Source organism: uncultured Sphingomonas sp. (assembly GCF_937871615.1).
Classification (GTDB): Bacteria; Pseudomonadota; Alphaproteobacteria; order Sphingomonadales; family Sphingomonadaceae; genus Sphingomonas.
Map to the genome: position 1 here is coordinate 81,901 of NZ_CALMPA010000046.1, position 20,940 is coordinate 102,840.

Consider the following 20,940-nt stretch of genomic DNA (forward strand, 5'->3'; position numbering starts at 1 on the left):
CGCGCTACCCATAGCCTTCTATGGACGACAATGCGCCTGACAGCCTGATACCTTATGACGAAATCGTGCAGGAAGCCCTGCGCGCCGTGGTGGGCCGCGTGCTCCGCTCGGTCGCGGAGAACGGCGGCAATCTGCCCGGCGAGCACCATTTTTACATCACGTTCAAGACCCAGGCGCCCGAGGTCGATATCCCCAAGCGCCTCGTCGAGCGTTTCCCGGACGAGATGACGATCGTGATGCAGAATCGCTTCTGGGATCTGACGGTGGACGATCGCCGATTCTCGATTGGCCTGAGCTTCAATCAGGTGCCGTCGAAGCTGGTGATTCCCTATTCGGCGATCACTGGATTCCACGATCCCGCGGTCAATTTCGAGCTGCGCTTCCAGGCGCAGGAAGGCCCGGAGGATGGCCCCGGCGGGCATGATCCGGCCGAAAACGACGGGCCGGGCGCCGCGCCGATCGAAGATGGATCGAACGTCGTCGCCGTGGATTTCAAACGGAAGAAATGAGCCGGAAGCGAGCCGTGCAACCCTGTTGCACGGCGCTCGTGAAGCGACGCGCCCGGCGGCAGGCGGACGCGGCATTGCCGCGTTCGACGTAGCTGACGGAGGACGCATTGATCGACACCCGCACCGAAGCCGATTCGATCGGCGCGATCGACGTTCCCGCCGACGCTTATTGGGGGGCGCAGACCCAGCGTTCGATCGAGAACTTCCCGTTCGGCGAGCGCGAGCGGATGCCGATCGCGATTTCCCATGCGCTGGCATTGGTGAAGCAGGCGGCGGCGCGGGTGAACCGGCGCCACGGCCTTCCCGCCGACAAGGCCGACGCGATCGAGCGCGCGGCGGCGGAGGTCGTGGCGGGCGAGCATGACGATCAATTCCCGCTGGTCATCTGGCAGACCGGCAGCGGCACGCAATCGAACATGAACGCCAATGAGGTGATCGCTGGCCGGGCGAACGAGATTCTATCGGGCAGGCGCGGCGGAAAATCCCCCGTCCATCCCAATGACGATGTGAACCGGGGGCAATCCTCGAACGACAGCTTCCCGACCGCCTTGCACATCGCCGCGACGCTTGGCGTGCGCGATCGCCTGCTCCCTGCGCTCGATCGGCTGCACGGCGCGCTGGCGCTGAAATCCGAACAATGGGCCGCCATCGTCAAGATCGGGCGCACGCATTTGCAGGATGCCACGCCGCTGACGCTGGGGCAGGAATTCTCCGGCTATGCCAACCAGCTTTACCGCTGCCGGCGCCGGATCGAACCGGCGGTGGAACATGGCACGCGGCGGCTGGCACAGGGCGGCACGGCGGTGGGCACTGGCCTGAACGCCCCGGCGGGGTTCGCGGACGATTTCTGCGCCGCGCTGCGCGAGATCACCGGGGAGCCATTCATCCCGGCGGAGAATTTCTTCGAGGCGCTGGGATCGAACGATCCGCTGGTCAATCTGTCTGGCACGCTCAACACGCTCGCGGTGGCATTGACCAAGATCGCCAACGATATCCGGCTGCTCGGCTCCGGCCCGCGCTGCGGCCTCGGCGAACTGGAACTGCCGGCGAACGAGCCGGGCAGTTCGATCATGCCGGGCAAGGTGAACCCCACGCAATGCGAGATGCTGACGATGGTGGCCGCGCAGGTGATGGGCAATCACGTGGCGATCACGATCGGCGGCGCGCAGGGGCATCTGGAACTCAACGTGTTCAAGCCGATGATCGGCGCGGCGGTGTTGCGCTCCATCGACCTTCTGGCGGTGGGGATGCAATCCTTCGCCGAACGCTGTGTCGACGGGCTGGAGGCGAATGAGCGCCGCATCGCCGATCTGCTCGATCGCTCGCTGATGCTCGTCACAGCACTCGCGCCCGAGATCGGCTATGACAATGCGGCGAAAATCGCCAAACACGCGCATGTCGAGGGGCTTACGCTGCGCGAGGCGGGGATCGCGCTGGGGCTGGTCGATGCCGCGACGTTCGATCGCGTGGTGCGCCCGGAGGCGATGCTGGGAACCTGAGCCAGCGTCGCGCGCTTGATCGTTCCGTACCATCCAAGAGGTTTCAGATGCTTCGTACCATCATCGGCGCGCTTGTCGGCAGCGAACTCGATCGCCGCGAGGGCGGCGGCGGCCTGAAGGGCGCGGTGGTGGGGGCGGTGATGACGCGTGCGGTAACCCGGATGGGGCCGTTCGGGCTGGCGCTTGGCGGCGCCTATGTCGCGAAAAAGGCTTATGACCGGCACAAGGCGCGTCGGCGCGATTCCGTGGTGAACGCGCACCCGCCCGCCAGCGTCTGACCACGGGGCGCAGGCGAGGGACGGGAACGTAATCGCCCGCGCCAGACGCTTGCCGGCTTGACGCCCGCCCCATGCGCGCGGCACTAGCGCGCATGGCCGCTCCCTCCCAGCCCGATCCGCACGGCTTCAAGCGCCGTGGCGTACTTTTCGTGCTGTCCTCGCCATCGGGCGCGGGCAAATCCACCATTGCGCGCAAATTGCTTGCCGCCGAACCCGATCTCTCGATGTCGGTATCCGCCACGACGCGCCCGATCCGCCCCGGCGAGGTGGACGGGAAGGATTATCATTTCGTCTCGCTCGATCGCTTCCGCGAAATGGCGACCGGGCATGAGTTTCTAGAATGGGCGCATGTGTTCGATGAACGCTATGGCACGCCCAAGGCGCCGGTGGACGAGATGCTGGCTTCCGGCAAGGACGTGCTGTTCGATATCGACTGGCAGGGCGCGCAGCAGCTTTACCAGATCGCCGGTGGAGACGTGGTGCGCGTCTTCATCCTTCCCCCGTCGATGGAGGAACTGCACCAGCGGCTGCTGAAACGCGCGACCGATCCGATCGAGATCATTGATCGCCGCATGGCGCGCGCTGCCAATGAAGTGAGCCATTGGGACGGCTATGATTACGTGCTCGTCAATGACGATATCGAGGAATGCTTCCAGTCGGTGCGCACGATCCTCGCGGCGGAGCGGCTGAAGCGTTCGCGGCAAACCGGGCTGATCGGCTTCATCCGAAAGCTGCGCCGCGCGGGAGAGGGAACCGCGCCGTAATCCGCGCTGGCGATTGCTCTGGTCAGGAGCGTCGCAGAAAAATCATATAGATGGCGCCGAATATGATGACGATGGCGATATTCGCCATCAGCCGTTCCCAGAAACGGTGGCGGAAGAACGCATAATCCACCGCGATGATGACGATCACCATCGCCGCGATGAGAAGCCCTGGCGGAAGCCGGATCATCAGCCGATTCCTTTCGGAATTGTCCGCCGGTCGGCCCGGCTCGGCCTTCGGGACTATACCCTAATTCTCGCTGATTGCAGCGAGGAAGCGCACGGCGGCATCATAGCTCGCGCGCTTTGCATCGCGGGCGCGGGTGGCGAGTTCGTCCTCGCCCCATTGCTCGGCCTGCCAATCCTCGTCGATCTGCGCGGCGCGCCACAGCGCCTCGGCCTCGATCGCGCCGTCCGCCAGCGCGAGCGAGCCGATGAGTGAGCCTGTCGCGGAAACGATCGCCTGCAATGCGGCGAGCGTGAACGGATCACACGCCGCAACCGCCTCGGCGAGCCGGGTGAGCGTCGCCTCGGGCTGGGCGATGTGCATCACGCCCGCGGTGGTCGCGAAGTGGATATCGTAGCGCCGCCTGGCCCAGTCGAGCAGCGGCTCCCACGCCGCCTCCTGCCGTGCGACGAGTTCGGCGGGCGAATCCGCGCGGTAGCAGAGCAGATCGGTTTCGGCATAGCGCGCGATATCGGTGATGAACGGCGAAGGCTCGGGCGCGATCCGGTCGATCGCGGCATTGGCGAGGCCGGTGAGCGGCATCGCGCGCGGATCGACCGTCTCGCCCACCGCGCGCCATTCGTGCGCCACGGCTTCCGCCAGCGCAGCGCTTGGCAAGGCGAGCGGCGCGCGGCCCGGCGTGCGGACCGGGCGACCGTCGAGCGTCACCACCCGGTCGGCATCCAGCGCCACTTCCTTCCAGAATCGCTTCATTCGGACGGGCTCCGCCAGCGCCGCGCGAGGCTGCGCGGCACGATCGCCATCATCGCCAGCGCGGCAAGCACGATCGCGCCGCCCAGCAGCTTGCGCCAGGTCGTATCGCCCTCCGCCAGCAGCAGCACGCCGAGCACCGCGCCACCCGACGCGGCAAGGCGGGAGAGGGTGATGTAGAACCAGCGGATCTTCGCGGGATCGCGATCAGGAGCGGCCATGCGCGTGCTATGGCCGATCCGCGCCCCGCGCGCCACCCGCGATGAACCGGGCGGTGCAAGCGCCGGATGCCGCATGAACCGCTTGGTAACACCGGCGCCTTATGGTTAAGGACGCGAAGCGAGCGGAGCCGGGGGCACGCCAGCTTCTTCACGATCGGTTTTTGGAGACGAGGGCGCATGGTTGGCCCAGCAGTGTTCACTTATGGCTTGTTGATGAGCTTCATCTTTGCCGGGGCATCGCGCAATGCGAAGCTGCGGCGGCCCAATCCGCCGATGATCCAATATACCGGCTATATCATGTGCGGGCTGACGGGCGCGCTTTCCGTGATGCTGTTCGCGGTCGCGACGTTTGGCTTTTTCGGCAAGCCGCTGATCTGACGCGTTACAGCCGGGCGTGGTTGGCGCGCTCGGTCTGATCGGCGGGATGCTCCTTGCCCGCGCCGCGCAGCCCGGCGATCGCGCCGCGAAGATCGGCAATGGATTTGTTCTGGCTGAGCTTCGCCGTGCCACGCCATTCGCTTGTCGTGAGCACGAAACCCTGGATCGCGGCGCGCATCGCATCGAAGCGGCGTGGATCCATCTTGTCGCGCGTCCATTCGGGCTTAGGCGCGAGCCGGTGTTCCTGCGCGTGGAAGGCGGCATCAAGGTGCGCGATCAGTTGCGCGTCGTCCAGCGGCGTGACCACGCCTTCAGCCTCCGCGACGACATAATTCCATGTCGGCACCTGATCCGCGCTGTCATACCAATCCGGGCTGATATAGGCGCCGGGGCCGCCGAAGCTGGCGATCGCACGCGTGCCGCCCGCGATCGGCATCGCGCGGTTGCGGCGCGCGAGGTGGAACAACAGGTTGCCAGCCGCATCCACCGAGACCGGCACGTGCACCACCATCGGTCGTTCCGCCATCGCAAGGAAGACGTGCGCGAAGGCCGTGTCGGCGGCGAAAGCGCGCGCCGCCTCCGCGGTCATGGCGAAGGCGGCGTCCGGGTGCATCAGTCGCGCGCGGCGCCGCGCCCGCGCCGCTCGCCGCGCCGCGCCTTGCGCACCGTCTTGGCATGGGCGCGGGCCTTGGCCTTGATGTCCTCGCGGGTTGGCGGGGGTGGAGTATCCGGCGGCATGTTGTCGCCGAGCGCCGCATCGAAGCCGAGGCTTTTCAGGCTCTCCGCGAAATGCGTCGGGAGTTGTGCGGTAACGTCGATCTTGCCGCCATCGGGATGATCGACCCGGATGCGCCGCGCGTGGAGGTGCATCTTGCGGCTGATCCCGCCGGTGAGGAACGCGGCCTTTCCGCCATATTTGCCGTCGCCCACGATCGGATGGCCGATCGCCGCCATATGGACGCGCAACTGATGGGTGCGCCCGGTGAAAGGCTGCAACTCCACCCATGCGGCATGGTTGCCGGCGCGCTCGATCACGCGATAGCGGCTGCGCGCCGCCTGACCCTCGCCGCTTTCATCGACGTGCATCTTCTCGCCGCCGGTGCCGGGTTGCTTGGCGATCGGCAGATCAATCGTGCCGTCCTCGATCGAGGGCACGCCGACCACCAGCGCCCAATAGACCTTCTTCGCCGTGCGGCTGGAAAACGCCTTGGCGAAGAACGCCGCCGCGCGCGCCGAGCGCGCGACGAGCAACGCGCCGGAGGTGTCCTTGTCCAGCCGGTGAACCAGCTTGGGCCGCCCCTCCAGATCGAATTGTAGCGCATCGAGCAGGCCATCGACATGCTCGGTCGTCTTCGTGCCGCCCTGCGTCGCGAGGCCGGGCGGCTTGTTGAGCACCAGCGCGGCGGCATCCTGATGGATCACCATCTCGCGCGCGAAGGCGGCTTCGTCCTCGGATAGTGTCGGGCGCACACGCACCGGCCTGGCGGTGGCGCGCACCGGCTCGGCGGGGGGGACGCGCAGCACCTGACCGGCGACGAGGCGATCCCCCGGCCCGACGCGCGCGCCATCGAGCCGAAGCTGCCCGGTCCGCGCCCATTTCGCGACGATGGTGAAGCTGGTGTCGGGCAGGTGGCGCTTGAACCAGCGATCGACGCGGATGCCGTCGTCATCCGGGGCGACGGTGAACTGGCGGACGGTGTCGCTCATGCCGCCACCCGCACGACGAACAACCCGGCGAACAGCGCGAGGATCGCGCCGGCGAGCGAGAGCGAGACATAAGCGATCGCACCGGCCCATGCGCCGCGCTCGATCATCGTCACCACTTCGAGCGAGAAGGACGAAAAGGTCGTGAAGCCGCCCAGCACGCCGACGCCCAGCAACAGCCGCCAGCCTTCGCCGCCGAAGGTGGAAAAGCGCGCGAGGATGCCGACGAGCAGCCCCATCAGCAATCCGCCGACGATATTCACGGTCAGCGTGCCCCACGGCCAGTTCGGCCCGAGCAACCCGAGCATCATCCGCCCGGTAAGATGCCGCGCGCCGGACCCGAAGGCCCCGCCGAGCATGACGATCAGAAGGTTCTGCATTCCGCCGCCCTAACGCGAATGGCGCGCGGGTGGAAGGGAAGCGCCGGTCAGGCCGGTCAGTTCGCGCCGTCCGCCATCAGATCGACCTCGGTGCCCCCGCCCTTGCGCGGGCGGAGCATGACGAACAGCGCGCCCTTTCCGGGCGCCGTGCCCGCCAGCACATGATCGGTGCCGTCCAGCCCGTGCTGCGCGGCGATGCCCGCGTCTCCCGCCTTGGTGAAATACCAGTCGAGCAGGCGCTGGAGCGGGGCGGCGCTGGCGAAGTTGACGATGCGCAGCGCACAGCCCTTGCCATCCGCCCCCGCCGCCTCGATCACGCGCGCATCCGGATAGAGCGGCGCGGCGGCGGGCAGGCGATTGGCCCAGACGGCGGAATAAGAAACATTGCGCGAGCAGGTCACGGCGAAATGCTGGCTCTCGGCGAGCGCGCCGAGCGTCAGGGTGCGGCGCGCGGCGGCGCATTGCGGGCAGGGGCCGGGGGCGGGCGCGGCGCGCAGATCATCCCGCTCCGCCGGCCCCTTGCGCGCGGCGATATCGTCGGGCGGCAACATGCCGCTCGCCGGCTGCCTGGGGGGGCGGACGACATCGGCATTGGCCTGCTGCACCAGCGCGGGATCGACCATGATCTGATCGCGCAGCGCGCTTATCAGCGCCGGATCACTGGCCGGGGCGGACTGGTTCGTCGCGGCGAGCATGTTGTCGAGTTCGTCGCTCGCCGCGCTGTCATTTCCCGGCGCGGCACCACAGGCGCCGAGCGTGATCGCCAGCATCGGCGCCAGCAGCGGCGCAAGGCGACGCGGGAGGAACATGGCAAACCCCTTGGACAATTCGGTTATGCCATGCCCGATCATGGTTGCCGAAGCGTTGACGCGTCGCCTCCCGTCTTATCGTTGCAATACACCAAGGGCCGCGCCATGTTGTCGGCCATGTTCAACATCATCTCGATCCTGATCGGCCTGGTCGCGTTGCTGTTCGCGATACCCGGCGTGCTGCCGTTGCTCGGCTGGCTCAACTGGGCCGCGCTGCCGATCGCGGTGGTGGGCGCGTTGTTCGGCATGATCTCGTCCAGCGATTCCGGGCGCAACTTCAACCTGCTGGTGCTGCTGATCGCGATCGTGCGGCTTGCGCTGGGCGGCGGTTTCCTCTGATGCGATCCCGTCGAGCGGGCGGCACGGGGATTGCCTGATCGCATGAACCTGGGGTCGATGCCGGAATTGTCGTGGGAGGTGGTGGATCACCTCGCGCTGTCGGTCGTCGCTGCGGGGCGGGACGCGGGCTTTCCTTACGTCGCCGCGCAGAGCGATCTTGGCGATCCGATGCCGATGAAGGACGGCGAGGGGCGCGCCTATGCCGAATCGCTGCCGTGGGTGGATTCCGATCCCTATTACTGGCGCAATCGCGCGCTTGCGCTGCGCTCCAGCTTCCTGCTCGCCGCGCGGGTTTTCGCGGAGCCGATCTGGTTCGCCGATGGAAAGCTCGGCTCGTGGCGCCCGACGCGGGGCTTGGCGGCGATTGATTGCAGCCGCGTGACCGATGAGTTCGGCTTCACCGGCGCGATTATCGCGCCCGCGCACCTCAGCGGCGGGCAGGTGGGGGCGGTGGTGTGGGTGACGACCGAGCCGATCGACATGGCCGCCACCTTCGCCGCGCACGCCGCGGGCATGTTTACGATCGCGCTGCAATTCCTCGCGGCGCATAGCGAACTGGCGACCAACCGTCAGCGCGTCACGCCCGCGATGCTCTCCCCGCGCGAGGCGCAGTGCGTGCGCTGGGCGGCGGCAGGCAAGACCAATACGGAGATCGCGACGATCCTGTCGCTCTCGGTTTCGACGGTGCGGTTCCACCTGCGCAACGCCGGGGAGAAACTGGGGGCGACGACGCGCGCGCGGATGGTCCAGATCGCCACCGGCATGGGGTTCCTCGGTCGCCACGTCTGACCCCTGACGCCTGTGTCAGGTGGACAGCGCGCGTGTTCGGCGCATGATAAGCGGATGGATCACCTGCTGACCCCAGAGACGCGCGCGTTCCGCGACGAGGTGCGTACCTTCCTCAGTGAACGGCTGCCCGCCGATCTCGCCCGCGCGGCGCGGCGCGCGACCAGCGTGTTCCTCCATCCGGACGTTACGCTGGCGTGGCAGCGCATCCTCCACGCGCAGGGCTGGGTCGCGCCGGATTGGCCGATCGAGCATGGCGGGCCGGGATGGGATGGCATCCGGCGCTATATCTTCGCGGAAGAATGCGCGCGCGCGCACGCGCCGTCGCTCGCGCCGCAGGGGCTGAAGATGGTCGCGCCCGTCATCATGCATTACGGCAGCGATGCGCAGAAGGCCGCGCTGCTGCCGCGCATCCTTTCAGGCGAGGATTATTGGTGCCAGGGCTATTCGGAGCCCGGCGCCGGCTCCGATCTGGCCGCGCTCCGGATGCGCGCGGTGCGTGACGGCGACGAATATGTGCTCAACGGATCGAAGATCTGGACGACGCACGCGCAATTCGCGAACCGCATGTTCTGCCTCGTCCGCACCAGCGCGGAGGGGCGCCCGCAATCGGGGATCACCTTCCTGCTACTGGAGATGGCGACGCCGGGCATCACCGTCGCGCCGATTCTGACGCTCGCGGGCGAGCATGAGTTCAATCAGGTGTTCTTCGATGATGTGCGCGTGCCTGTCGCCGGGCGGCTCGGCGCGGAGAATGACGGCTGGACGGTCGCCAAGCATCTGCTGACCTTCGAGCGCGGCGGGCGTTATGCGCCGTATCTCGCCGCGCATCTTGCGCTGCTGCGCGAGGCGGCGGCGCGGACCGGGTGGCTGGAGCAGGCGGGCAATCGCGAGCGGCTGGGGCGGGAGGCGATCGCGATCGACGCGTTGCGCGCGATCGAGGTCGCCGCGCTGGAGGGCGGCGGCCCGGCGGATGCGGTGCGCCCGTCGATGCTCAAGGTGCTGGGGACGGAGGCGTCACAACGGCTCGATCATCTGGCGCTCGAAATGGCGGCGACATGGCAGGGCGCGCTCGACGACGCGCCCGATGCGATCGCGATCGCCAGCCCACGCTATCTCAACAATCGCGCGGGCAGCATCTATGCGGGTTCCAACGAGATTCAGCGCGATCTGATCGCGCGCGCCGTGGTCGATCAGGCGGCGTAGCGGGCAAGGTGCGCGCGGGCGCCGCCGTCGCCCTGCCGCAAGGCGCAGGCGCGGCGGAAATAGCCCGCGAGGCGCAGTTCGGCGGTAAGCCCCATCGCGCCGTGAATCTGCACGGCGCCTTCGCCCACGATCCGCGCGGCATCATCGCATGTCACGCGCGCGGCGCTCACGGCGCGTGGCGCGTCGGTGGCGAGACTTTCCAGCGCGTCGATCGCCGCGCCGGTGATCGCCTCTGCCTGCTCGATCATCATCGCCATATCCGCCATGCGATGCCGGAGCGCCTGAAAGCTGCCGATCGCGACGCCGAATTGCCGGCGCTCGTGCGAGAATAACGCGGTGTCGCGCAGCATCGTGCGGCACAGGCCGACGATCTCCGCGCAATGCAGCACGGCCAGCGCATCGGCTGACGCGTCATCGCCAGCGGGTCGCGCGCCATAACGCTTCGCCACCCAATGTTCGGCCCATGGGAGCGCCGCATTCGTCCGGCCCAGCGCGGCGGCGACCACCGCCGCATCGCGCAGGCTGGTGCCGAGGCCGCCGGCTTCCTCCGCGATGCCGAGCGCATCGAGGCCGTTTCCTTCGATCGCCGTGGCCCAGTCCGCCGCGCCGCGCGCGAACGTGGCGTCGAGCGTTTCGGCGAGCATCCGCTGTTCGTCCGTGCGCGCGAAAGTCATGTCAGTTCACCCGTCTGTCATGCCCGGCCCAGAACGGCTCGCGCAGTTCGCGACGCAGAATCTTGCCGGATGGATTGCGCGGCAACGCCGCGATGAAATCGACCGATTTCGGGCATTTGAACCCAGCGATGCGCGCGCGTGCATGGGCGATGATCGCATCAGCGTCGGCGGGTTCGCCGGGCTTCAGCACCACGATCGCCTTCACCGCCTCGCCCCAGCGCGCATCGGGGATGCCGATCACCGCCACGTCGGCCACCGCGGGATGGCCGTAGATCGCGCTTTCCACCTCCGCTGGATAAACATTCTCCGCGCCGGTGATAATCATGTCCTTGATGCGGTCCTGGATGAACAGATAGCCTTCTTCATCGAGCAGGCCGGCATCGCCCGTGCGCAGCCAGCCATCGCCGATCAGCGCGCGCGCGGTTTCCTCCGGCTTGCCCCAATAGCCCGTGGTGTTGTTGGGGCTGCGGATCGCGACTTCGCCGATCGCGCCGGGCGGCAGCGCGTTGCCGTCCGCGTCGATGATCTTCAGCTCCACGCCCGCCAGCGCCTTGCCCGCCGCCGTCATCTTGTGTTCGCGATCGGGCCGGTGATCCTCGGGCGGCAGGGCGACCACGCCGCCCCAGGTCTCGGTCATGCCGTAAACCTGCACGAAGCCGCAGCCGATCCGCTCCACCGCCTGTTTGAGCAACGGCAGCGGGATCGGGCTGGCGCCATAAGAGAGCGTTTCGATCGAGGAGAAATCGGCATCCGCGGCCTTCGGATGCTGAAGCATGATCCCGATCGCGGCGGGAACGAGGAACAGCCGTTTCACGCGATGCGCCGCGATCGCGTCGATCACCGCGCCGGGATCATATTCGGCATGGACGATCAGTTCCTGCCCGTTGTTGATCGCGCCCAGCACCACGCCGACCCCGCCGATATGGCCATAAGGCATGGCGATGATCGTCGTGTCGCCCGGCTCCGACAGCAGCCAGTCGATCCCCGCCGCGATCTGGTTGGCGCGCTGGCGGATGCCGTTGGCGTGGCTCAGCATCACGCCCTTCGGCTTGCCCGTCGTGCCGGAGGTGTAGAGCTGGAGGACGATATCCTCCTCGCTTACTGATACCGGCGGCGGCGTCGCGGGGGCGCCATCGCGCAATGCGACATAGCCGGCATCGTCCATCGCGATTACGGCAAGGCCGTGCTGTGCCGCCGCTTCCCCGATCGCGGCGAAGGCCGGTTCGACGAACAGCGCCGCCGCGCCACTGTCTTCAAGGATATAGGCGATCTCGGGCGGGGCGAGGCGCCAGATGATCGGCACGAAGACGACGCCGGCGCGCGCCGCGCCCAGCGCCAGTTCGATCGCATGATCGCTGTTCTTGCCGAGATAGGCGATGCGATCGCCCTTCTTCAGCCCCATCGCGATCATCGCATTCGCCACCTGATCGGCATGAGCGTCGAACGCGGCATAGCTCGTCACCCGGCCATTGTGGCGCAGCGCCACCCCATCGGGCCGGGTGGCGGCATGATGGCGCAGAGCGTCGCCGAATGTCCGGGGGAGGGGGGCGTTGGTCATGCCCGTATCGCCGATCGCATCAGTTTTCCTCTCCCATCCATCCTGTCAGAACTTGAAGCCAGCGGTCGCGCCCCAGGTCCGCACCTGTCCGGGGAAGCGGACCACCACGTTGGCGTTGCTGGCAACGGCGGTCCAGTAATATTGATCGAACAGGTTGCGGCCCCAGATGCTGAACGACCAGCTATCGTCATTCGCCTTCACGCCAAGCCCGGCGTTGACGGTGGTATAGGGCTTGATGTCGTAGAGCGGATTGATCTCGAATGTCGTCGTCTGCCGCGATTGATACCGCAGATTGGCATTGGCGGTGAGATTGAGCCGGTCGGTGATCGGCTGATCGACCAGCGCGGTGCCGGAAAGCGTCAGCTCCGGGCTGTAGATGAAGCGCGCGCCCGCGAAATCCTGCGTCTTTCCGGCGGCGTTGGTGCCGATATACTGGTCGATCCGCGTTTTCAGCCACAAGGCGTTGCCGATCAGCGTGAAGGCGCTGGTCGGGCGGATCGTCAGTTCGCCTTCGACGCCATAGGCTTTCGATTTCGGCACGTTATCCAGCCGCGAAAGCGCGGTGTAGATCGGATCGGCGAAATAGGTGCTGATCTGCTTGTCTTTGTAATCGTAATAGAATGCCGCGAGATTGAGCTGGACCTTGCGATCGAGCATCCCGAGCTTCGCGCCGATTTCGTATGCGGTGAGCTGCTCCTGCTTCACCGGCCCGTTCTGTCGCGCGATATTGGCGGCGTTGATCGGCGTGGTGCCGGATTTATAGCCGCGCGAGATCGACGCATAGAAAAGCGTCGTCGCGCTCGGCGTCAGATCCAGCGCGGCGCGCCATGCGAAATTATCCTCGTCGATCAGCGAGGTGACGAGGCCGAAGCTGTTCGTCGCGGGGTTATAGGTGTTGCACTGATTGGCGCTGATAGGCGCGGCCAGCGTACCATAGAGTTGCAGGAACAGCGCGCGATTGGCGAGGTTGATGTTGGGCAGCATACTGCCGTTGAAATCGCGCGAGCAGCCGGCGTAATTCTGCTTGTCGCGCGTGTATCGGCCGCCGAGCGTCAGCTTCAGCAGATCGTTGAAGGCATAATCGGCGTTGCCGAAGATGCTCCACGTCCGCGTGTCGATATTGCCCACGTCGCGATAGGTGCGGAATGCGGTGGACGCATCCGCCACCGTATAACCGAAGGTGTTGAGCGGGGAGGCGAGCAATTGCAGCGTGCCCGCGCGCACCAGCCCGACATTGGCGTTCTGCCCCAGCAGCGTGCGGTTGCTGTCGAGGATCGTATCCTTGGCGTAATAGCCGCCAATCAGCCAGTTATAGCCCGGCCCGTCGCCCTCTACGCGCATCTCCTGCGCGAAGCTCTTGATATGGCCGTTCGCCTGCTGGATCAGGATTTCATAGGGCACGCCGGACCAGTCGAACGTCGCTTGCCGATCGAACTCGTTATAGCCGGTGAGCGAGACGATCCGCACATGCTCGCCAAGATCGAGCTGGATGCGGCCCTTCAGCCCGAGGAACCAGTTATCCTCCGCGAGTGGCCCGGACAGGCCCGCGCCGCGCCCGATATCGGCGCCGCGCGCCGCCCTGGGATCCCAATCCGCCTGGCTGCCGCTGGTGGGCATATGGCTGGCGATATAGCTTGCGACGCCGGGCGCGTTGAACAGGCTGGCGGTCGATCCGCTGCCCGGCGTGGTCGCCGGGGTGAAGCCGATGCCTTGCCCCGCCACGGTATCGGATTTGTTGGCCCAATAGGTCGCCGACAGATCAATTTTGAAGCGCCCCGGCTGGAGCGCGAGCGAGCCGCGCAGGCCGTAGCGCCTGACTTTGCCGAGCCGCTCGCCACGGCTGTTGCTCACCTGCCAGCCCTCGTCGCTAATGTCGGCGCGATAGCCGAGGCGCGCCTGGATACCCTCGGCGATCGGGCCGGTGACATAGCCGCCGACATTGAGCGTGCGATAATTGCCGACATCCACGCTCATCGCGCCCGATGCGGTTTCGCTCGGCTTGCCGGTGACGAAATTGATGAGGCCGGCGGTGGTGTTGCGCCCGTAAAGCGTGCCCTGCGGCCCTTTCAGAACCTCGACGCGCTCGATATCAATCATCGGGCCGGTGTTCATGATCGGATAGGCGTAGGCGACCTCGTCGGTATAGGTGCCGACGGTCGAGGTGGACGACAGGTTGATCGTGTTGAAGCCGATCCCGCGCAGCGTATAGGTCGGCACGCCCTGATAGCTTTGCGCCACCGTGAAGCTCGGCACGACGGCGGCGAGATCGCGCACGTTGTTGACGCGCAGTTCCTGCAAGGTCTCGGCGGTAAGCGCCTGAACCGAGATGCCGACGCGGTTGATCGATTCCGCGCGGCGCTGCGCGGTGACGATGATGTCGCCGGGTATCTGCTGGGCGCCAGCGGTCTGTTGACCGTCGGTGGCCGTTTCCGGTTCGGCGCGTTGCGCGTGCGCCGCGCCCGCGCCGATCAGCGCGATGGCCGCCGTGCCGCCGTAAAGCGCATTGCAAATGTGCCGGATCGTCATGCTCATGGATCCCCTCCAGTAATGAACGGCTTCTGCGAGCCGATTGTGGAGCAAGGGGGTAGCAGGCCCGGCCGCCGCCGACCCCTGACACCTATGACAGGGGCGCGAGGGAAGGGCGCACTTCCGCGATAAGTTCCAGCAGCGCATCCGCCGCGCGGGTGCGATAGCGTTCCTTGTGGCGCAGCCCGAAGAAGGATCGCGGCCCGAAGTCGATCGGCAGCGCCTGAAGCCGGCCGGCGTTGATCGCGGGGACGACGACCAGCGATGACAGCGCGGCGATCCCCGCGCCGACCTCCACCGCGGTGCGCGCGCTCTCGTTCGACGGGAGGACAAGCGCGACATCGAGCGTGGCGGGATCGACGCCGAGCAGGCGCAGGTTTTCGTTGAGCGTCGAGCGGGTGCCCGATCCCGGCTCGCGCATCACCCAGCGCGCGCGTTGCAGCCATGCCGCGTCGATCGGTTGCGGCGCGACGTGCGGCGCCGCGACCAGCATCAGGCGATCTTCCCCCAGCGGCCAGTGCGCCAGCATCGGATCGTCCACCCGGCCTTCGACAATGCCGATATCCGCCTCGCCTTCATGGATCAGATGGGCGGTCTGTTCGGTATTGCCGATCGAAAGGTTCACCGCGATTCCGGGATAGCGCTCGCGAAAGAGCGCGAGGATCGCGGGCAGCCAGTAAGCCGCGATCGTCTGGCTCGCCATCACGCGCAGCGAGCCACGCCGCAGCCCGCCGAATTCCTCCAGCAGCAGTTCCGCCGCCGCCGCGCGCGCCAGCACGCCGCGCGCTTCCTCCAGAAAGGCGCGCCCGGCCTCGGTAAGCCGGATGCCGCGCCCGACGCGATCGAACAGCTTGATCGCGTGGCGCTCCTCCAGTGCGGCGATCGCGGCCGAGGCGGCCGATTGGGTGACGTTCAACGCGCGCGCCGCCGCCGTCACATGTTCGCGCTCGGCGACGCCGACGAAGATGCGGAGCTGCTCCAGTGTCATGCGGGCAATCTGCCCCAAATCATCGTGAATTGCGATTGGAAAGACAAAAACATCGCGTTAGATGGATTGAATGAGCTGACCTAGACGGGGAGGCGAAAGGATCATCTCATGGCCACGGCCATCGCCGCCATTCGCTCGCCGCGCAACGCCCAGGATTTCGTTTCGCGGATCGCGCCCGGCGTTGCCCTGTGCCTGATCGTTACCGCCGGCGCCTATCTGCTCGAAGGCGCGGAGGCGGCGCTGTTCGGCAGGGCGTGGCTGGAGGCGCTCGTGCTGGCGATCGTCGGCGGCACGGTGATCCGCAGTTTCTGGGTTCCGGCGGCGCGCTGGCAGGCGGGGATCAACTTCAGCGCCAAATATCTGCTGGAGATCGCGGTGGTGCTGCTCGGCGCGTCGGTGAGCGCCGCGACCATCCTTCATGCCGGGCCGGTGCTGCTCGGCGGGATCGCGGCGATCGTCGCGCTGACGATCCTGTTCGGGTTCGCGGTCGGGCGGTTGCTCGGGCTGCCGATGCGGATGGCGCTGCTGATCGCTTGCGGCAATTCGATCTGCGGCAATTCGGCGATCGCCGCCGTCGCGCCGGTGATCGACGCGGATTCCGATGATGTCGCCGCCGCGATCGCCTTCACCGCCGTGCTGGGGGTTGGGGTGGTGCTCGGGCTGCCGCTGCTCGGCATCGCACTGGGCATGAATGCGGTCGCTTATGGCGCGTTCGCCGGGCTCACCGTCTATGCCGTGCCGCAGGTGATCGCCGCGACCGCGCCGCTCGGGGCCACTGCCGTCCAGATGGGCACGCTGGTGAAGCTGGTGCGCGTGCTGATGCTCGGGCCGGTGTGCCTCGTGCTCGCGCTCGTCGTGCGCCCGGAGAGGGACGAGACGACGCGCGAGGCCGCCGCCGCGCCGGGGCTGTCGTTTGGAAAGCTGGTGCCGTGGTTCATCATCGGTTTCCTCGCGCTGGCGGCCTGTCGTTCGTTCGGCCTGGTGCCACAGGCGGCGGTGGCGCCGCTTGGCCGCATCGCGACGATACTCACCGTGGTGTCGATGGCGGCGCTAGGCCTTGGCGTTGATATCCGCTCGGTCGCGCGGGCGGGCGGGCGCGTCACGGCAGCGGTGATGTTGTCGCTCGCCGGGCTGGGCGCGCTGAGCTTCACGCTGGTGACGTTGTTGCACCTGCGCTGACGGCGGGGAGTCACGACTGTTTGCGCGCAGACGCAACACGCGCTTGCACATTCCGCGCGGCACGCCTAACGCCACCGCTCGCGTCGGGGAGTGGCGCAGCCCGGTAGCGCGCCTGCTTTGGGAGCAGGATGTCGCAGGTTCGAATCCTGTCTCCCCGACCAACTGCCGCACAGGCGGGCGGCATATCGGGCAGCGCCCCGAACCGCTGGTGGAATTTAGTTTCTGCACCATCGCCAATGCTTATGCTACGGGGCACGCCGCCGGGCGAAAACGGGGCGGCAGGGGAATCGTATGCGTAAATACCGAAATCGCCGGCCTGTGATTCTGGCGGTGGTCGGCATTCTGGCGTGCGCGCATAGCCCCGCATTCGCGCAGGCGCGCTGCGCTGAACTGCCCGCGAGCGATGTGAATTGCCCGGTCGATCCGCAGCAGCCGGACGTTGCGAAGGAGGTCGCGTGGGTCGATCTTCCCGCATTGCCTGAGGCACAACCGCTCGTTCCGGCAATCGACACGCCGGCGGCGGTATCGGCTGGAAGCGCCGCCGCCGAGCCGGTTCAGGCATCCGCGCAGGCCGATGAAACGCACCCGCGCGATATCGTCGTTACCGGGCGCGGGGAATGGGAGGCGCCCGATCCGCTGGTCGGCGTCAATCTGAAGGCGTTCGAGGCGACGCAGGCGGTGGACAAGGCGCTGGTCGGGCCGATCGCCCTGGCCTATAAGGATGCGGTGCCGAAGCCGGTCCGCGACGGAGTGCACAACTTTCTCTACAACCTGCGCGAGCCGGTCGTTTTTCTGAACTTCGTGCTCCAGCTCAAGATCGGGCGCGCGCTGGAAACGGTCGGTCGTTTCACGGTCAACAGCACGGTCGGCGTCGCGGGCGTCTTCGACATGGCGAAGCGAAAGCCGTTCAAATGGCGCCGGCGCAGCAACGGCTTTGCCAATACCTTTGGCTTCTATGGCATCAAATCCGGCCCGTTCCTGTTCCTGCCGATCGTCGGCCCGACCACGCCGCGCGACCTGATCGGCGGCGCGCTCGATCGGCTGCTGTTCCCGTTCGTTTACGGCAAGCGCATCACCAAACCCGAATTTTCGGTGCCGTTCGCGGTGCTGGGCACGCTCGATCACCGCGCCGAATTCGACGAGACGCTGCATCAGCTTCACGATGGGCAGGCCGATCCATATGCCCGGTCGCGCGATTTCTATCTGCAACGCCGTCAGAACGAGATCGACGAATTGAAGGGCAGGGCGCCGAAGAATTCCAGCCCGATGTCCGAGGCGCCGACCGCGCCGGTGACGGTGAAGGAGCGCGCGCCTGAACCGCCCGCCGGGGTGGAGAAGCCAGGCGACCCGCCGCGCGATCCGCCCAATTGAGAAACCTCGTGTATTCGAGCGGTTCGTCGCGGTCGTCCGTTCCGATCCGCGATATCGGCGAGATTTCGCGCGTGGCGCTTTGCCGGCGACCACCGACCCTGAAAGGATTTCATCTTGAAGACAGCGCGGCTGTTCGCGTTACTATGCGGCTCGATCGGATTGTCAGTCGGCGCCGCGAACGCGACGCAGGCGCCCACGGCGGAGCAGGTGGCGGCGGCGCGGCGGACGATCACCGACGATCCCGCTGTGCCCAGCTTCGCGCCGAAGGGCTATGATGTCACGATCGTCGAATATTCCGATTATCAATGCCCGTTTTGCCGCCGGTCGCAGTCGGTGCTTGCCGCGCTCTTGGCGAGCGATGGCAAGATTCGGGTGGTTTACCGCGACTGGCCGGTCCTTGGCGAAGCCTCGACGCTTGCGGCCCGGCTCGCCATGGCTGCCAAATATCAGGGCAGATATATCGCGTTCCACGACGCGTTGTTGCAGACATCGGGCAGGCTCGACGATCAGGCCATTCGCGCGGCGGCGGCCAGGGCGCGGGTCGATTGGCAGCGCCTGCAACAGGATTTGAAAACGTATGGCGCGGAGATCGACGCGCTGCTCGATCGCACGCGGCGGCAGGCGGCGGCGATGAACCTGCGCGGCACGCCGGGGTTCCTGATCGGCCCGTATCTCGTTCCCGGCGCGCTCGATCTGGCGACGTTCAAGAAGGTCGTCGCACTGGCGCGCGCCAATCCCACGGGCGATCCGGGGAAGGGCAGGTAGCGGGAAGCCGCGTCTGGAGGGACATCCGGCGCATTCGATGCCCCATCGGTGGATGGGGAGGGGGTGGTGGGCCCGGCAGGACTCGAACCCGCAACCTAGCCGTTATGAGCGGCCAGCTCTAACCATTGAGCTACAGGCCCACGTTGCACTTGTGACTAGCAGCGCGGTTTGCCGACGCAAGACCAAGACGACGTGGAAAGGGCAAAGAAAAAGGGGCGTTCCCGAAGGAGCACCCCTTTTACGTGCATCAAACGCTGTGGGCCAGAAGGCCCATCAGGCGATCAATGTGCGTTCGAAGCTGCGTCGCGCACGTTGCCGGCGGCCGCGTTCAGATTGTCCGCGGCGTTCGACATCGCGTCCGCAGCGACGGCGTTCGAGGTGTTGTCCGCAAGCGCGTCCATGTTGTCCGCAGCGCTCTGCAGATTGTCCGCCAGCATATCGGCGTTGTTCTCAGCAGGCGTTTCCGGCTTCGAGCAGGCCGCAACGGACATCAGGCCGGCGGCAGCAAGAACAAAGGCAAACTTCTTCATTCGGATGCTCCCAAGCATAGCAATCATCGCGGCCGACCCTCGCCGTCGCGAACCCCCGAAATACCGAACCGTTTCGATGGGTCAATGACGAAAATCATGAAACAGCCATGATGCGACGGGTTGAAACGCCATTCTTCAGCGGGATTTGCGGGGCGCCGGGCCGATTTCCTCAGGCGCATCGGCGACGATCGCGAGCATCGTCGTCCATGCCGCGACATTCTGCCGCAGGGTTTCGGGATCGACGCGATCGAGCGTGTCGTCGGCGGTATGATGGGTGTCGAAATAGTGCATGGCGGACTGGTTGAAGTCGATTCCCGCTACGCCTTTGGCAACGATGGGGGCGATATCCGCACCGTCGCCGCCTTCGCCGGGGCCGTGGACGATGCCGAGCGGGGCGATCGCGCTGGCGATCCGCCCGGCCACGGCGCGCGCGCTGTCGGGCAGCGACGCCTGGAAACGCCAGATGCGATCCGCGCCGAGATCGCTTTCGGCGGCAACCGCATGTTGTTCGGCGCCATGGCGACGGGCGTAATCGCGCGCGCCGAAGCCGCCGACCTCCTCCGATCCGAACCAGACGACCCGGATCGTGCGGCGCGGCTGGCGCCCGCTATCCATGATGCGCTTCGCCGCCGCGGCGGTGATCGCCACGCCGGAGGCGTCGTCGATCGCGCCGGTCGCGAGATCCCAGCTATCGAGATGCCCGCCGATCAGCACGATGCCGGCGCTCGGGTCGCTCCCCGGCACCTCGGCGATGACGTTGCCCGATTCCTGCTCCCCGATCTGGCGCGGGGTGAGCACGAGCTTCATCGTCAGCGGCTTGCCGCGAGCGGCCATCGCCTCGATCAGCTTCGCATCGGGCACGGAAAGCGCCGCGGCCGGAATAGGCTTCACGCCATCGGGGAAATTGGTGTTGCCGGTGTGCGGCGTGCGATGCGTATCGGTGCCGATCGAGCGAATCACGATCGCCGCCGCGCCCTTGCGCGCCGCGATCCCCGGCCCGACGAAACGCGCGATGCCGGCCTGACCGTAGCTGGAGCCGTCCTGCGTGGGGGCCATGGCGTTGCCGATATATACGATCTTGCCCTTCATGGCGCTGTCGGGCGCGTTCATGAATTCGGCGAAGGTCTTGAATATGGCGACTTCGGCGGTCAGCCCGGCGGCGGGCGTCGCGCCCGAATTGCCGAGCGCGGTCAGCACCAGTTTCTGCGGGAAGGGGGCGGTGATTTCGGCGTGTTCCTCGCCGCGCACCCATACGGGCATACGATAGGTTTCGATCCGAACATTCTGGAAACCAAGCGATTTGAGCTTTGCCACCGCCCAACTCCGCGCGCGGGCCTCGCCATCGGTGCCGGCGAGGCGCGCGCCAACCTCGGTCGTCAGCCCCTCGACGATATCATAAGCGATATCGTCCTTGAGCGCGGCATCGCGCAGCTTGGCGACAGCCGGATCGACCGGCGCCGGCATGGGGGGCACCGCGCGCTGGGCGATCGCGGGGAAGGGCAGGGTGAGCGCCAGCGCGGCGGCGAGAAATCGCTTGGTCAT

General features: G+C 66.8%; 24 protein-coding genes and 2 tRNA genes. 12 read left to right on the forward strand and 14 right to left on the reverse strand.

Annotation, left to right across the window (positions count from 1 at the left end):
- The first annotated feature begins 20 nt into the window (after positions 1-20).
- From Q0316_RS13280 to gmk, 4 genes are all read left to right on the forward strand, one after another.
- Complete coding sequence (locus Q0316_RS13280) at positions 21-509, forward strand: SspB family protein (protein ID WP_298673284.1); 489 nt, start codon at positions 21-23, stop codon at positions 507-509.
- 107 nt (positions 510-616) lie between these two features.
- On the forward strand, positions 617-2,008 hold the full coding sequence (gene fumC / locus Q0316_RS13285) for a class II fumarate hydratase (RefSeq protein WP_298673286.1): 1,392 nt from the start codon (positions 617-619) through the stop codon (positions 2,006-2,008).
- Positions 2,009-2,055: 47 nt separating this feature from the next.
- A complete protein-coding gene (locus tag Q0316_RS13290; RefSeq protein WP_298673287.1) occupies positions 2,056-2,286 on the forward strand; it encodes a hypothetical protein in 231 nt (76 codons plus the stop codon).
- Between the two features lie 92 nt (positions 2,287-2,378).
- Entirely contained in the window at positions 2,379-3,050 is a 672-nt protein-coding gene (gmk, locus tag Q0316_RS13295) for a guanylate kinase (RefSeq protein ID WP_298673290.1), read from the forward strand.
- A 22-nt stretch (positions 3,051-3,072) separates the two neighbouring features.
- Here the strand turns inward: gmk and Q0316_RS13300 are convergent, their stop codons facing one another.
- From Q0316_RS13300 to Q0316_RS13310, 3 genes are read right to left on the reverse strand one after another with little or no spacing between them, the layout of a single operon-like run.
- Positions 3,073-3,237 (reverse strand): hypothetical protein, encoded by a 165-nt coding sequence (locus Q0316_RS13300; protein ID WP_298673292.1) that lies wholly within the window; start codon positions 3,235-3,237, stop codon positions 3,073-3,075.
- Positions 3,238-3,297: 60 nt separating this feature from the next.
- Positions 3,298-3,987, reverse strand: a complete 690-nt coding sequence (locus Q0316_RS13305) for an ATP12 family chaperone protein (protein WP_298673294.1) — start codon at positions 3,985-3,987, stop codon at positions 3,298-3,300.
- Positions 3,984-4,205: a hypothetical protein gene (locus tag Q0316_RS13310; protein WP_298673320.1), complete on the reverse strand. Its 222-nt coding sequence runs from the start codon at positions 4,203-4,205 to the stop codon at positions 3,984-3,986. Before Q0316_RS13310 ends, Q0316_RS13305 begins: the two co-directional genes overlap by 4 nt.
- 177 nt (positions 4,206-4,382) lie before the next feature.
- On the opposite strand from Q0316_RS13310, the gene Q0316_RS13315 reads away from it, so the two are divergent.
- Complete coding sequence (locus tag Q0316_RS13315; RefSeq protein ID WP_298673322.1) at positions 4,383-4,583, forward strand: hypothetical protein; 201 nt, start codon at positions 4,383-4,385, stop codon at positions 4,581-4,583.
- Positions 4,584-4,587: 4 nt separating this feature from the next.
- On the opposite strand, the gene Q0316_RS13320 is transcribed toward Q0316_RS13315, so the two are convergent.
- The 4 genes from Q0316_RS13320 to Q0316_RS13335 are packed head-to-tail and all read right to left on the reverse strand — an operon-like array spanning position 4,588 to position 7,476.
- The gene (locus tag Q0316_RS13320; RefSeq protein ID WP_298673323.1) at positions 4,588-5,196 is read right to left on the reverse strand and encodes an FMN-binding negative transcriptional regulator; all 609 of its coding nucleotides are present in this window, start codon (positions 5,194-5,196) and stop codon (positions 4,588-4,590) included.
- Positions 5,196-6,290: an RluA family pseudouridine synthase gene (locus tag Q0316_RS13325; RefSeq protein ID WP_298673325.1), complete on the reverse strand. Its 1,095-nt coding sequence runs from the start codon at positions 6,288-6,290 to the stop codon at positions 5,196-5,198. The genes Q0316_RS13320 and Q0316_RS13325 overlap by 1 nt, the downstream gene beginning before the upstream one ends.
- A complete protein-coding gene (crcB, locus tag Q0316_RS13330; RefSeq protein WP_298673326.1) occupies positions 6,287-6,667 on the reverse strand; it encodes a fluoride efflux transporter CrcB in 381 nt (126 codons plus the stop codon). The genes Q0316_RS13325 and crcB overlap by 4 nt, the downstream gene beginning before the upstream one ends.
- Positions 6,668-6,723: 56 nt before the next feature.
- Complete coding sequence (locus tag Q0316_RS13335; protein ID WP_298673328.1) at positions 6,724-7,476, reverse strand: hypothetical protein; 753 nt, start codon at positions 7,474-7,476, stop codon at positions 6,724-6,726.
- 117 nt (positions 7,477-7,593) lie between these two features.
- On the opposite strand from Q0316_RS13335, the gene Q0316_RS13340 reads away from it, so the two are divergent.
- From Q0316_RS13340 to Q0316_RS13350, 3 genes are read left to right on the forward strand one after another with little or no spacing between them, the layout of a single operon-like run.
- Positions 7,594-7,815 carry a hypothetical protein gene (locus Q0316_RS13340; protein WP_298673330.1) on the forward strand — a complete coding sequence of 74 codons (222 nt, stop codon included), beginning with the start codon at positions 7,594-7,596 and terminating at the stop codon, positions 7,813-7,815.
- Between the two features lie 42 nt (positions 7,816-7,857).
- Complete coding sequence (locus tag Q0316_RS13345) at positions 7,858-8,604, forward strand: helix-turn-helix transcriptional regulator (RefSeq protein ID WP_298673331.1); 747 nt, start codon at positions 7,858-7,860, stop codon at positions 8,602-8,604.
- Positions 8,605-8,658: 54 nt separating this feature from the next.
- The gene (locus tag Q0316_RS13350; RefSeq protein ID WP_298673333.1) at positions 8,659-9,807 is read left to right on the forward strand and encodes an acyl-CoA dehydrogenase family protein; all 1,149 of its coding nucleotides are present in this window, start codon (positions 8,659-8,661) and stop codon (positions 9,805-9,807) included.
- On the opposite strand, the gene Q0316_RS13355 is transcribed toward Q0316_RS13350, so the two are convergent.
- The 4 genes from Q0316_RS13355 to Q0316_RS13370 form a co-directional block, all read right to left on the reverse strand.
- Entirely contained in the window at positions 9,795-10,481 is a 687-nt protein-coding gene (locus Q0316_RS13355; protein WP_298673334.1) for an acyl-CoA dehydrogenase family protein, read from the reverse strand. The genes Q0316_RS13350 and Q0316_RS13355 overlap by 13 nt on opposite strands.
- Before the next feature lies 1 nt (position 10,482).
- Positions 10,483-12,039: a long-chain-fatty-acid--CoA ligase gene (locus Q0316_RS13360; protein WP_298673335.1), complete on the reverse strand. Its 1,557-nt coding sequence runs from the start codon at positions 12,037-12,039 to the stop codon at positions 10,483-10,485.
- A gap of 45 nt (positions 12,040-12,084) precedes the next feature.
- Positions 12,085-14,571: a TonB-dependent receptor gene (locus tag Q0316_RS13365; protein WP_298673336.1), complete on the reverse strand. Its 2,487-nt coding sequence runs from the start codon at positions 14,569-14,571 to the stop codon at positions 12,085-12,087.
- 85 nt (positions 14,572-14,656) lie between these two features.
- Entirely contained in the window at positions 14,657-15,553 is an 897-nt protein-coding gene (locus Q0316_RS13370) for a LysR substrate-binding domain-containing protein (protein ID WP_298673337.1), read from the reverse strand.
- A 108-nt stretch (positions 15,554-15,661) separates the two neighbouring features.
- Here Q0316_RS13370 and Q0316_RS13375 point away from each other — a divergent pair, with 108 nt between their 5' ends.
- From Q0316_RS13375 to Q0316_RS13390, 4 genes are all read left to right on the forward strand, one after another.
- On the forward strand, positions 15,662-16,732 hold the full coding sequence (locus tag Q0316_RS13375) for a putative sulfate exporter family transporter (RefSeq protein WP_298673339.1): 1,071 nt from the start codon (positions 15,662-15,664) through the stop codon (positions 16,730-16,732).
- 84 nt (positions 16,733-16,816) lie between these two features.
- Positions 16,817-16,893, forward strand: a tRNA-Pro gene (locus Q0316_RS13380).
- 130 nt (positions 16,894-17,023) lie between these two features.
- Complete coding sequence (locus Q0316_RS13385) at positions 17,024-18,103, forward strand: VacJ family lipoprotein (protein ID WP_298673340.1); 1,080 nt, start codon at positions 17,024-17,026, stop codon at positions 18,101-18,103.
- A gap of 114 nt (positions 18,104-18,217) precedes the next feature.
- Positions 18,218-18,868 carry a DsbA family protein gene (locus tag Q0316_RS13390; RefSeq protein WP_298673341.1) on the forward strand — a complete coding sequence of 217 codons (651 nt, stop codon included), beginning with the start codon at positions 18,218-18,220 and terminating at the stop codon, positions 18,866-18,868.
- 64 nt (positions 18,869-18,932) lie between these two features.
- On the opposite strand, the gene Q0316_RS13395 is transcribed toward Q0316_RS13390, so the two are convergent.
- From Q0316_RS13395 to Q0316_RS13405, 3 genes are all read right to left on the reverse strand, one after another.
- Positions 18,933-19,008, reverse strand: a tRNA-Ile gene (locus Q0316_RS13395).
- Between the two features lie 141 nt (positions 19,009-19,149).
- Positions 19,150-19,398, reverse strand: coding sequence for a hypothetical protein (locus Q0316_RS13400; RefSeq protein WP_298673343.1), 249 nt, complete (start codon positions 19,396-19,398; stop codon positions 19,150-19,152).
- Positions 19,399-19,533: 135 nt separating this feature from the next.
- Positions 19,534-20,940, reverse strand: a complete 1,407-nt coding sequence (locus tag Q0316_RS13405; RefSeq protein ID WP_298673345.1) for a M20/M25/M40 family metallo-hydrolase — start codon at positions 20,938-20,940, stop codon at positions 19,534-19,536.